This is a genomic window from Aeromonas sp. S19(2024) (assembly GCF_041402625.1).
Lineage (GTDB): Bacteria > Pseudomonadota > Gammaproteobacteria > Enterobacterales > Aeromonadaceae > Aeromonas > Aeromonas caviae.
In genome coordinates this window covers 898,944-912,070 of sequence record NZ_JBGLQU010000001.1, presented here as the reverse complement: position 1 = coordinate 912,070, position 13,127 = coordinate 898,944, and the positions used below count along the sequence as shown (strand labels likewise).

At 61.6% G+C, this 13,127-nt stretch carries 7 protein-coding genes; 5 read left to right on the top strand and 2 right to left on the bottom strand.

Translation table 11 applies throughout. The features are described 5' to 3' along the window. Window positions 1-39 precede the first annotated feature (39 nt). On the top strand, window positions 40-5,844 hold the full coding sequence (locus ACB037_RS04365) for an Ig-like domain-containing protein (protein WP_371174929.1): 5,805 nt from the start codon (window positions 40-42) through the stop codon (window positions 5,842-5,844). 202 nt (window positions 5,845-6,046) lie between these two features. Here ACB037_RS04365 and mdtH read toward each other — a convergent pair whose 3' ends face one another. Next, the gene (mdtH, locus tag ACB037_RS04360) at window positions 6,047-7,240 is read right to left on the bottom strand and encodes a multidrug efflux MFS transporter MdtH (protein ID WP_029314794.1); all 1,194 of its coding nucleotides are present in this window, start codon (window positions 7,238-7,240) and stop codon (window positions 6,047-6,049) included. Between the two features lie 202 nt (window positions 7,241-7,442). On the opposite strand from mdtH, the gene ACB037_RS04355 reads away from it, so the two are divergent. Then, window positions 7,443-8,342, top strand: coding sequence for a LysR family transcriptional regulator (locus ACB037_RS04355; protein WP_371174928.1), 900 nt, complete (start codon window positions 7,443-7,445; stop codon window positions 8,340-8,342). Window positions 8,343-8,399: 57 nt separating this feature from the next. Here ACB037_RS04355 and ACB037_RS04350 read toward each other — a convergent pair whose 3' ends face one another. Beyond that, complete coding sequence (locus ACB037_RS04350; protein ID WP_371174927.1) at window positions 8,400-10,172, bottom strand: M4 family metallopeptidase; 1,773 nt, start codon at window positions 10,170-10,172, stop codon at window positions 8,400-8,402. A 351-nt stretch (window positions 10,173-10,523) separates the two neighbouring features. Here ACB037_RS04350 and ACB037_RS04345 point away from each other — a divergent pair, with 351 nt between their 5' ends. From ACB037_RS04345 to ACB037_RS04335, 3 genes are all read left to right on the top strand, one after another. Beyond that, on the top strand, window positions 10,524-11,078 hold the full coding sequence (locus ACB037_RS04345; RefSeq protein WP_042879697.1) for a GNAT family N-acetyltransferase: 555 nt from the start codon (window positions 10,524-10,526) through the stop codon (window positions 11,076-11,078). 37 nt (window positions 11,079-11,115) lie between these two features. After that, window positions 11,116-11,670 carry a GNAT family N-acetyltransferase gene (locus tag ACB037_RS04340; protein WP_286700844.1) on the top strand — a complete coding sequence of 185 codons (555 nt, stop codon included), beginning with the start codon at window positions 11,116-11,118 and terminating at the stop codon, window positions 11,668-11,670. Between the two features lie 174 nt (window positions 11,671-11,844). Next, a complete protein-coding gene (locus ACB037_RS04335) occupies window positions 11,845-12,951 on the top strand; it encodes a 1-acyl-sn-glycerol-3-phosphate acyltransferase (protein ID WP_113068921.1) in 1,107 nt (368 codons plus the stop codon). The last annotated feature ends 176 nt before the right edge of the window (window positions 12,952-13,127 follow it).

Below are 13,127 nucleotides of genomic sequence, written 5' to 3'. Positions count from 1 at the left end.
GGCAGCGACCGTGCCCCGGTGGACACCTCGGCCCCGAGCGTGGAAGTCAACATTGTTGACGACAAGCTGACCGTGGGTGAGACCAGTCCGGTGACCTTCACCTTCAGCGAGAAGGTGACCGGGTTCGAGCTGGGCGATCTGACCGTGGTGGGCGGCACCGTGACCGGGCTGACCACCGCCGATGGCGGCAAGACCTGGACGGCGACCTTCACCCCGACGCCGGGCTTTGAAGGCACCGCCAGCGTCACCGTCAAGGACGGCAGCTACACCGATCTCAACGGCAACGTGGGCACTGGCGGCAGTGACGACACCGCGATCGACACCCTGGCCCCCAATGCCCCGACCGTGGTTATCGTGGATGATGCCAACAACGACCAGATGCTGACCAAGGCCGAGATTGGCAATGATCAGATCCAGGTTCGCGCCGGAATCAATCACGCAGACCTGGTTGCGGGCGGCAAGGTGACGCTGACCATCAACAATGGCGGGGTGAACAGCACTGTCCAGTTGACGCTCAAGGCCGATGGCACCCTGCTGGCAAGCAATGGCAAGAGCTACGGCTATCAGAATGGCACCATCAGCTGGACGGAAACGACCCCGGCCAACGGCAAGTCGTTGACGGTGACGGCGACCCAGACCGACAAGGCGGGCAACGTCTCGCTGCCGGGCAGCGACAACGCGCAGATCCTGAATGAAGCGCCGGAGACGGCAAACAAGCAGGCAAACGGTCAGGAAGATGCCGCCAGCATCGCCATTCCGACCCTCAGTGGCAGCGACATCGATGGCAACGTGGTGAGTTTCACCATCAAGAGCCTGCCTGCCAACGGCATCCTCTATCTGAACGGGGTGGCTGTGACGGTGGATCAGAGCATTGCGGTGGCGGACGCCGGCAAGCTCACCTTCACTCCGAATGCGAACTGGAACGGCAACACCACCTTCAACTATGCGGCGGTAGACAACGACGGCGCCGTGGATGCGAGTCCCGCAACCGTGACCATCAAGGTGGATGCGGTCAACGATCTGCCGACGCTGACCATCTCCAACGGGGCTGTCGTCTCCGAAGAGGGGCTGGCAAACGGTATTGCCGACACGGTCGGCAACCCGGATACCACCAACGCCATCAAGGCGTCCGGTACCCTCTCGGTGGGCGACATCGACAGCAGCACGCTCAGCATCTCCCTGAACGGACCGGCCGGGCTGACATCCGGTGGGGCCAAGGTCCAGTGGAGCTGGGATGCGGGCAGCAAGACGCTGGTCGGCTACACGGGGGCGATTGGCGGCGCCGATTACAAGGCTGTGGTCGAGGTCAAGCTGACGGCACCCAATGCCAGCGGCAAGGGAGCGTGGACTTATGATGTGACCCTTAAGGAGCCACTCGACCACGGGGATACGACCTCGGAAGACAAGCTGTCGTTCCAGCTGGACGTGGAGGTCTCCGATGGCAGCGGCGTCACCAAGGGCAAGCTGGATGTCAGCGTGGAGGACGACTCCCCCATTGCTGGCAACAGCGATGCCGTTTCCGTGGTGAAGACCGATATTCCGAACGTGCTGACCGGGTTCTTCGATCTGACCAAGTACAGTGACAACCAGAGCACCCTGAACATGGCGGGTTTTACCATCAGCGCCTTGGGCTTCAAGTCGGCAACCGATTCCTCACTGGTAACGGCGGATGTCAACGGCTCCAGCTCGGGGCTGGGGGTGGCTAGCGGTGCTGCGCCTTACCACAACCTCGCCAATGAAATTGACTTCCGCCATTTTGCTGATGGCTCTTCCGTATCCGAGCGGCTTATCGTCACGCTGGATGCGGGCAAGGTTGCCTACGGCGCCAACATCAAGTTCAGCAAGATGTTTGGTGGCGAGCTGGAGAGCGGGGTCGTGGAGTTCTACCGAGACAACGTATTGATTTCCACACTTTCATTCAGATCGGATGCAGCGGGCGGAGAGTTCAACCAGAACTTCCAGGTGCAGCAGGGTGGCTTCGATACCATGGTGATCAAGGCGACCAATAACGGCAACATCAATACCAAAGACAACAGCGACTTTACCGTCAAGTCTATCGAGTTTCTGGGGGCTGATACGCCGCAGGCAATTGCCTATGGTTCGGGTACGGTTGCACCGCAATGGGGTGCTGATGGCAAGGGGCATATAGCGCTTTTGGGATCCAATGAAGTGGGTTTGATGACAGCTACTGGTAAAGAGATCTCAATTTCCAGCAAAGCAGGTCTACCCAATACCCTGTATGGCGAAGCCAGTGACGGCACTTTGGTGTTCAGGTTGGAGTTCACCCCAGCCACCGGCAAGTGGGAGTTCTTCCAGTACCAGCGCATGTCCAAACCCCTGGGTGATGGTGACATCGACTTCCAGATCCGGGTGGTGGATGGTGACGGTGACGCCAGCATTGGTTCCTTCGCCACCAAGCCTCTGTTCACGCCGCTGGTTCAGGGTGTCTCCAGTGAGAGCGTGACTGAAGGGGGCAACCTGTTGCACAAGGTCACCTTGTCCGATGCGACCCAGGAAGCGACCGAATACGATTTCGCCATTCGCGGATCGGGCAACAACCCCGCCTCCTACCAGGACTGGGGCAATGCCCAGTTCAGCAACGGCGTGACCTACAACAGCACCACCGGCAAGATCACGGTACCGGCGGGCGTGACAGACTTCACGGTGACCATCCCGACGGTAAACGATCGCCTGGTCGAGACGAACGAGACCCTCTCGGTGACCATCGGTGGTCAGAGCGGGACCGGTACCATAGTGGACAACGATCGGGCGCCGACGGCGGCTGGCGGCCACAGCACCGGTGCCGAAGATCAGCCCCAGGTCCTGACCTGGGCCCAGTTCGGTGCCAGCGATGATCAGGACGCGACCGATCTCGGGGTGCAGATCAACACCCTGCCGCTGAACGGTACCCTCGAATACCTCAATGCGGCTGGGCAGTGGGTTGCGGTGCAAACCGGATCCCTCATCTCCTATGCCGAGGTGAACGCAGGCCATCTGCGCTTCGTGCCCGGTCTGAACGAATCGAGCACCCATGCCGCCAACGGCAACGGCGCCGTGGTCGGCAACATGAAGGGCGACTATGCCAGCATCGGCTATCAGATAAGCGACGGTGCCAACCTCAGCAACGGCAGCAAGCTGGTGATCGACGTGGCGGCGGTGGCCGACAAGCCCACGGTCAACGTCACCCTGATGGGGAATGGCATGCCGTCTTACAGCCAGAGTTTCCCGAGCGCGGGGATCACCACGGGCCAGTTCCAGTCCGGCAACTTCGACAAGGGGGCCCTCGGGATCACCAACACTCTGACCGATAGCACTTCTAGTAAGGAAACCGTGGTGGGTGGTGATGGCAACGACTACATCGTGAGCCAGAAGGGGGGCGGAGACCACTTCGTCGGTGGCAACGGCAATGACGTGCTGGTCGGTGGCAACTCAGTGTCGGGCGATACCCTCGACGGCGGCGTTGGAAACGACATTCTGGTCGCTGGGTTGGGTGGCGATACTCTCTATGGCGGTGCTGGTGATAAAGATATCGCTGTACTGTCCGGCAACCGTGCCGACTACGCCATCACGAAGGGCAGCGGATACTCGATCAATGATCGCTGGTTCAACTTCTCCGTCACGGAGAAGGGGGTCGGCATCACCAAGGCGCTGCACGACGTGGAGTATGTCCAGTTCGCCGACGGTGTCTACCAGATCAATCAGGATACGGGCGTGCTGACCCTGGTGCAGCCGGTGGTGGTCGACTACCCGCTGGAGGTGAGCGCCTCCCTGAGCGATCGGGATGGCAGCGAAGTGCTCGACAGCCTGGTACTAAGCGGGATGCCCAAAGGCTCCGAGCTCTACAAGGGCAGCCAGTTGCTGGGCACCGTCGGGGTTGATGGCAAGCTTACCCTCACCGTCAACAGCGGTCTGTGGAGTGCGAGCGCGCTGGATGTGAAGTTGAGCGGACTGACGCTGCGAGTGCCGGGCAGCAGCGCCGGTCTGGTGGATCTCAAGGTCGAGGCCATCGCCAAGGAGGTGGGTACCGATCAAACCAGTACCGCGACCGACAGTGACAGCATCCGTCTGAGCTACTTCCAGTCCACCGAAGGTGAACCTGGCGATCAGAACCGGACCTATGGCAGTGAACACAATATCGTGGTGGGGGATCTGGACGGTAGCGTGGTGCTGCCAGGCCAGAACTACAACCTTGCCTTTATGGTCGACACATCGAGCAGTATTGGTGACGATATGGCGACGATTAGAAATCAGCTGATTCAGGTGTTCGAAGATCTTCAGGCGAGCGCGGGCAAGGAGGCTGCGGGCAAGGTCAACGTCTTCCTGGTCGATTTTGATACCCAGGTCAAGCGTTCCGTCAGCGTGGATCTGAAAGATCCCAATGCTTCGGGGTTGTTGGAGGATGTTATTAGTCAGATGAATGGCTATGAGGGATATACCAACTATGAGGACCCGCTCAAGGCGACCTCGAACTGGTTCAACAGTGACATAGCCAAGAACAACACCAATGCGAAGAATCTGGCCTATTTCATCACCGATGGGGCACCCAACTCCTTCTTCTACAACGAAAATACCAATCCGGTGGTGAACACCAAGACTGTGCAAAGGCTGGATACCTTTGTCAACGTCAACAACTACGTACCGGGCAAGGCCTTCTACGCCAATATCGGGGGCGATCAGAGGGTGATAGTGGATGCCAACGGCGATGTCAGACAGTGGTCACAGAATGGAAAGAAATGGGAATATAGCATCATTGGAACCCTTAAACCCCAGGGAGACGGAAGCTTCGAAATCTCAGATGCTTACATTTCTGGGTATACCAATGACACAGCCAGAAACAACGCATTGAGCGTGCTGCCGCTGCTGGAGGCAAACAATGTAGTGCTGCAGGCCATCGGCATCGGTAGCAAGGTCTCCATCGATACCCTGAAGCAGTTCGATAGCGATCAGGTGGTGCAGTTCAACGTATCAGCCTCCGATCTGGCCAATGCCATTCTGGGAACCTCCATCAACAACAAGCCGGGCAGTGACCGGATCGATGGCGGTGCGGGCGACGACATCCTGTTTGGCGACGCGGTACGCTTCACCGGCATCAGCGGGGAAGGGTATGCGGCCATCAAGCAGTATGTGAGCGGCAAGCTGGGGGCCGGGTCGGTGACCGATGCCCAGGTGCATTCCTACATCACGGATCACGCCAGCGAGTTCGATCAGTCGTCGACCAATGACAAGGGTGACACCCTCCTCGGCGGTGATGGCAACGACATCCTGTTCGGCCAGGGGGGCGATGACTTCCTGTTCGGCGGAGCTGGCAACGACACCCTGTTCGGTGGTGCCGGCAACGACACCCTCTATGGCGAGAGCGGCAACGATCGCCTCTATGGTGGCAGCGGCAACGACACCCTATTTGGCGGTATCGGCGACGATACCCTGAGCGGCGGTCTGGGCAATGACATCCTGGTCGGCGGGCTTGGCAATGATATCCTCAAGGGGGATGCGGGATCCGATACCTTCATCTGGCTGAAGGGGGATACCGAAGTCGGCAAGGTGGCCAAGGACTACATCGTCGATTTCAGCAAGTCGGAAGGGGACAAGCTGGATCTGAGCGACTTGCTCGACAGCGATGGCAGCAAGAGCGAGAGCTCCCTGAAGAGCCTGCTCTCGGTGTTCCAGGACAGCGAAGGGGTGCATCTGCAGGTCAAGGAGAGCAGTGCCGCGCCGGTGACCCAGGAGATAGTGCTGATGAACCACACCTTCGACACCCTGACGGGGGGGTCGGGGACCACTGCCAACCAGGTGATCGATTACATGTTAAATCCGAACAATCACATGCTGGATATCGACAAGTAACCCAGCCAGATGGACACAAAGCGGCAGAGCAATCTGCCGCTTTTTTTATGTGCGCGATTCGGTCAGTGAAGTGAGGAAAATAGGGACGAGGGACTAGCATGGGGAGGCTGGTCGTCGATCCTGTGTTGCCGGATAAAAGAAGGGCGCCGACTCGAATGAGGGGCGCCCGGGGGACTATGTCGACTGCATGTGTGCTCAGGGATCAGGCGTTGACCCCTGCCAGGCGAGAGCCGCGCTGGAAGCAGTTGGCCAGCAGCAGCAGGGTGGTGACACCGACGGTGCCGAGCACCAGCCAGGGCAACCAGGGTTGCCCCTGGGCCATGGCGTAGTCGTGCAGGGCGCCGCCCCCCACGTAACCCGTCATGCCCCCCAGCGCCAGCCCCAGTCGGCTGAAGCCCATGTAGCTGCCCCGCGCCCCCGGTTGTGCCAGCTTGGTCATCAGGGTTTCCCGCGCCGGCTCGGCGATGACGATGCCGAGATAGAAGCAGGCGAGCAGCAGGAAGACGGCGGGCAAGGTGGTGGCAAAGGCCACCAGCCCGATCCCCGTGGTCATCAGCAACACCCCCGCCATCAGGCGGTTCTCCAGCTTGAAGTGGCGCTCGCCGAACCGGGCAAGGGGGTAGAGCAGGGCCAGGGAGATGGCCGTCTCCAGGGTATACATCCAGCCCACCGCCGTGGTGCTGCCCGCCATCTGTTTGACCAGAATGGGGAAGATCAGCATGACCTGCACCCAGAGCGCGTAGTAGCCGCTCAGGATCAGCACCAGTCGGCAGAAAGCCTTGTCCGCCAGCACCTGGCCGAGGCCGTCCCGGATCGGCGTCGGACGTACCGAAAGCTTGTAGGGGGGCAGGATCAGCAGGTTGCACAGGGCGGCGCAGACGAAGAGACCGGCACCCAGCAGGCAGACATATTCAAAATCGAAGTTGAGCAGCCAGCTGCCAAGCAGGGCTCCCACCACGGCGCCGGCGCTCTCCAGCATCATCAGCAGGGAGATGTAGCGACCCCGCTCCCGTGGCCGGGTGAACTTGATCACCAGGGCGGCGCGGGGGGGATCGAACAGGCAGCCACCCAGCCCCGAGATGATGCAGGAGAGGATCAGCTCCAATCCGCTCTGGGCATAGGCCAGGCTGGCAAACCCCAGCGCCCGCAGCAGCATGCCGCAGACGATGAGGGGGCGCGCCCCGAACTTGTCGGCGAGGGAGCCGCCAAAGACCCCCAGCCCTTGCTGGGTAAGCTGACGCAGCCCCAGTGCCAGTCCGACCACACCGGCGGCCCAGCCCAGTTGGTCGACGAAGCGCAGGCTGATCATGGGCATCACCACGAAAAAGCCCAGGATCACCAGCAGGGAATCCAATGCCAAGAACCACCGCCCCAACCGCCTCGCCCGATCCACCATGACCCTGATACCTCTGTTTGCTTCGCTGATATTGTTGTCTTTCTTGCCCGAACGGCGCCGTCACCAAACAGAGCCAAGGGGGATGACAACTCCCTGGCTCGGTGGCGTTCAGCCGGTTCATGACGATTGATGCTGCTATTCTGGTGGGGCTCCAGATATAGTGGTAGCCGACAACTGGCTATATTTCATATTGGATTTGGTTATGGCTATGACCCTCGACGATTTGCAACTGCTGCTGGATGTGGCCAACCGTGGCAGCTTCAGCAAGGTGGCCGCCATTCGCGGCTGGTCACAACCCATGGTGAGCCAGCGCATTGCCGTGCTGGAGCAGGAGCTGGGCCAGTCCCTGTTCCGTCGCCATCGTCGGGGGGCCACCCCGACCCCGGCCTGCGAGCAGTTTCTGCCTGCCGCGACCGCGGCCCTGAGCGCACTGGAAGGGGGGCGGCTGGCGATGCAGGGGGCGCCTGCATTGCCGCGGATCCGGCTCTCCTGCCTCCCCTCTCTGACCACGGCGGTGTTCGGCCCCCTGCTGCTGGCCCTGGTGGACGAGACCTTCGAGATCCGCTGCAACACGGATCACTCTGGCATCATCATGCAGGAGTTGCTGACCGGCGAGACCGACGTGGGCTTCATTCTCAAGTGCCCTGCCATCGCGGGCATCCAGCTCGAACTGCTTTACCGTTCCCCCATCATCGCCGTGGCCTGCGTCACCCACCCGCTGGCCGGGCGGCAGGGGCTGACCCTGCAGGACATTGCCAACGAGCGGCTGGCGCCCCAGCAGTGGGGGACGGGCTGCGACGAGCTGATCCTGCAGTTGCGTTTGCTGCGTCAGGTGGCGAGCCCGCTGCACGCCATCCAGCCAGCAAGTGCGGCGCGGGAGCTGGCGCTGGAGCACGGCTTCATCACCCTGATGCCGGCGCTCGCCATCACCCGGGATCTGGAGTTCGGTCGCCTGGTGAAGCTGGACGTGGTGGATCTGCCACCGGATCACTGGGACGTGATGATGGCCTGGCGCAGCGGCAAGCGCCCCAATCCCGCCAAGGAGCGGGTGCTGGAGGCGGCCCGTACCCTTGCCCGGCGCTGGTCGGGCAAGCGGACATAAAAAAGCGCCGGACCAGGCCGGCGCTCTTCGCTTATTCCCCTTGATGCCCGCTCAGACTCAGTAGCTGGCCTTGAGGGTGACGCCGGAGAAGGCGCTGAACCCGCTCAGCTGCACGTGCCAGGTCCCCGCCTTGGGGGCGTTCAGGGTACAGGTTTCGGCATTGCCGCTCTTGTAGGGGCGGCAGTCATAGCTGCTGGCGGTCGGCGCGCTGCCGAACTTCACGTAGAGATCCGCATCCCCGCTGCCGCCGCTGCTGGTCACCACCAGCTGGCTTCTGCCGGCGGGCACCTCGACGGTGAAGTTCAGCTTGCCCCCCTTGGCGGCGGTGAGATTGCTCACCGGTACCCCGTTTTGCAGCACGCTGCCCGGTTGGGGTGTGGTGCCGCCGCAGGTGGCATTGACCCCGACGGCGGTGAAGGCGGCTGCCACGTCGCTCACGCTGTAGCCGAGATCCGTGGCGGCCCTGGTCACCCCGCACGCCCCCTGATCGAAGGTGGTGTTGGGGCCCCAGTAGAGGCGGTTGGCCAGCACGAACACCTCGAACGCCTTGCGGGTTTGCCAGCCGCTGGTGTTGGCCAGCAGGTAGAAGGCGCGGTTGTAGACCCCGGAACTGTGGTGCACGTCGATGCCGTCATAGTAATCGCTGGCGTGGCCGATGGACTTGCCGTCCCGGGCCGGGTCCTCGAAGTAGCGCAAGGAGCCGTTGCCCTTGAAGATCTGGGCCCCCACCAGCCAGTCGTTGCTGCCCTTCATGTAGTATTCGGCCGCTTCCCCCGCCATGTCGGAGAAGGCCTCGTTGATGCCGCCAGACTGACCGGAGTAGACCAGTCCTGAGTTCTGCTCGGTGAAGCCATGGCTCACCTCGTGGGCCGCCACATCCAGGCTCACCAGCGGATAGAAGGTGGTGGCCCCGTCGCCGAAGGTCATCTGGCTGCCGTCCCAGAAGGCGTTCTCGTAGTTGCGGCTGTAGTGCACCCGCATCTTGAGCTTGAAGCTCAGCGGCGCCGTGTTGTACCAGTTGCGGTACATGTCGAACACCACGTTGCCGAAGTAGTGGGCATCGTTGAGAGGGGAATAGGCACCGTTGATCTCCTTGACCGTGTTCTCCGGGCAGGTGAACTGGTGGATGGTGCCCCCCGTGGTGCCGTGATTCATGTTGAGGGTGTCCACGTTGGTCCCCGTCATGCGGCAGTTGTCATCTACCTGCAGGGGGCCAAAGTCGGCGCCGTAGAAATACTTGCCGGTCTTGACGTTGCCCCCCGGGCCGGTGGCGTCCTTGTGGTTGATCCCCTCCCAGCGTTTGAGCTCGCTGCCGGTCTGGGCGTCGATCATCACGAAGGGGCGGCTCGGTTCCTTGCTGGCGGCGAGCCAGGAGACCAGATAGACCAGTCTGGCCTGGCCGGTCTGATCCTGCATCACGAACAGCTTGACCTGTTCGTTGCTCCCCTTGGCACCGCTGCGAGCCTGGCGTGCGGCGTCGCTGGCGGAGAGGGCAACGGCCGGGCCCGTCAGGTCGGCATCGATCTTGCGCAGCATGGTGCCGGACACCTGATTGACCTGGCCCCCCAGCGCCTGATCGGCCACCAGAACCTGGCCCCACACCGGAATCCCCTGCCAGGTCTGCTCATAGCGTATCCGCTGCTGGCCATTGGGCAGCGTCACCGCCCGTACCTTGCGAAACTCGCCATCCCCGGCGCCAAGGGCGCCAATCTTGGCGGCGCCGCTCACCGCACCGGTCAGGTCGGAGACCTGGTTCACTTCCACCTGTTCTGCCGCCATGGCGGCGCTTCCCCAGCAGGCCAGCATGACGGCCAAATAGACTTTGTTCATCTCGTCTTTCCTTAGTCGATGAAGATTACACGCCGGGTCCGTTGCCCGGCGCTCTTACACTAGTGGGAAGGGGGAAAATAACGGCCTGTCATTTGTCACAGGGCAGCGAAAACAGGTAGCACGATTCACTTTTACAGCGCCAATCATCCACAAATACTGGTAATGGCAGCATGTTGAACCGCTGTGAGGGGTGATTGATGACCTTGGGATCAAGGTGCCCGCATGGGGATCGCCATATGGGGGTTGCCAGCGGGGAAGCCGGTTGAAAAGTCCTTGGCAAACAAGGGATTGATTGACTACATTGGCTCCCATGACGGCAGATGGCCGGAGCGGAACCGGGGAGGAGTGGCGATGTTTTCATGGCAACTGGATGACGAGCTGGCGCTCCTGTTCCTGCAACCCGACATGGCCAGCGAGCTGTTTCGCCTCTGCCAGCGCAACCGCGACTACCTCTCCCAGTGGCTGCCCTGGGTGCCCCACATCCAGCAGCCCGCCGACAGCGCCACCTTCATTCGCCACGCCATCGAGAAGTTTGCCCGGGGGGAGGGGCTGACCACGGCCATCGAGTATCAGGGGGAGGTGGTCGGCGTCATCGGTTACAACCAGATCGATCAGGATCTCAGCAAGGTGACCATCGGCTACTGGCTGGCGGAGCGCTGGCAGGGGCACGGCATCATCACCCGGGCCTGCCAGGCCCTGATCCATCACGCCTTCGAGGAGATGGGGATGGAGAAGGTAGAGATCAGCGCCGCCCTCGAGAACGAGGCGAGCCGGGCCGTGTGCGAGCGGCTGGGAATGACCCAGGAGGGGATGACCCGGCGGGCGGAGCGGCTGGCGGACAGGGTGGTGGATCATGTGCACTACGGCCTGCTGCGGGACGAGTGGCTGAGGCTGAGGGATCTCTGATGACCTTCCTGTCCGCTTCCAACCTCCTGAGGGTGAGATGACGACGCTGCCCCACATTGCCACCCCCCGTACCCGGCTGACCGTGCTGACCCCGGAGCGGGCCTGCCTGATGGTGGATTTCTATCTGCGCAATCGCACCCACCTGTCCCCCTGGGAGCCCAGGCGGGAGGAGAGCTTCTACACCCTGGCCCACTGGCAGACCCGCTTGCGCGACGGTTACGGCCACTATTTCGAGGGCAGTGCCGTGCAACTGGTGGCGCTCGATCCCAGGGGGGAGCGGGTGCTCGCCACCTGCAATTTCACGAACATTGTGATGGGCATGTTCAAGGCGTGCCACTTGGGCTATGCCATCGACAAGGAGCACGAGGGGCAGGGCCTGATGCAGGAGGTGGTGGCCGCTGGCATCGATCACCTGTTCCGGGAGCGGGGCCTGCATCGCATCATGGCCAGCTACATGCCCGCGAACCTGCGAAGCGGCGCGCTCCTCGAACGGCTGGGGTTCGAGCAGGAGGGATACGCTCGGGACTATCTGATGATCAACGGCCGCTGGGAGGACCACGTCCTCACCGCGCTCATCAATCCCGCTGGCTAGCGCAGCCGTTGTCGAAAGGGGGGCTGGCGGGTGACCGCCATCGCTTTTTCACTGCAAGATCGCACTATCTGTACGCCTCTCATACCCCTGGGGATAAAAGCGTGTAAAATTGCGCCCTGAATTTTCCCGGCCAGCAGACGCAGGCCGCGACTCCATACATGCAAGGCAGACATTGTGACAGAAGTAGATAGATTCGCGGACATTCGCCCCTATCGCGATGAAGAAGTACCGGCTGCCATCGAGCGGCTGATCCAGGATGACGAGTTTATCGGCGCCATCGCCAAATACCGCTTCGGTTCCCTGATGAGCTGGCTGGGTTGGGCCATTCGCCCGCTGATCCGCCAGTTCCTGCGCCACAAGTGGGCCAAGGTCAGCACCATCCATCAGGTACAGATGGGGGTGACCCGCTACATGACCCGAATGATCGCCACCTCCACCCAGGGGGTGAGCTTCTCCGGGCTCGAACACCTCAAGAAGGAGCAGGGCTACCTGTTCGTCTCCAACCACAGGGACATCGCCATGGATCCGGCGTTCGTCAACTGGGGACTGCACACCCACGGTTTCGATACCGTGCGCATCGCCATCGGCGACAACCTGCTGCGCAAGCCCTGCGCCACCGAGCTGATGAAGCTCAACAAGAGCTTCATCGTCAAGCGCTCCGCCAAGGGACCGCGGGAGATGATGAAGGCCCTCGGGGAGCTGTCGGCCTACATCGGCCAGTCGGTGCACGAGGGGCACTCCATCTGGATCGCCCAGAAGGAAGGGCGCGCCAAGAATGGCGATGACAAGACCGATCCTGCCATCCTCAAGATGTTCTACGTGGACGGCAAGAAGCAGAAGATCGAGTTCGTCGACTACATGCGCAGCCTCAACATCGTGCCGGTGAGCATCAGCTACGAGCTGGATCCCACCGACAAGGCCAAGGCGCGCGAGCTCTACGAGAAGTCGGTCAACGGCAGCTACGAGAAGGGCGAGTTCGAGGACATCGAGAGTATCGTCGCGGGCATCGTCGGCCAGAAGGGGCGGGTACATGTCTCCTTCGGCGCCCCTATCACCGAGGGCTTCAGCGATCCGGACGAGCTGGCGGCGCTCATCGACAAGGCGATCTGGAGCAGCTATCGCCTCTTCCCGGGCAACTACCTCGCGGCGGATGTGCCCGGCAAGGCCAGCACCATAGAGCAGAGTGCCTTCCTGACTCGCCAGTCCGAGGTGCCGGAAGAGCACAAAGCCATCTGGCGCGCCATGTACGCCAAGCCGGTGGAAAACGCCGGCAAGGTTTGAATGGCACCGCTTTGAGCGGGTGATGGAAAAAAAACGGGAGCAGATGCTCCCGTTTTTGCGTCTGGTCAAAGTCGGGGGAGATTGGGTAGTGAATAATATTGTTTCAACTGGTACGATCATCGGGTGAATGGGCGAGTATCTCTTGGCAGGGGCGGACGAGTATGCAACAGTGACTC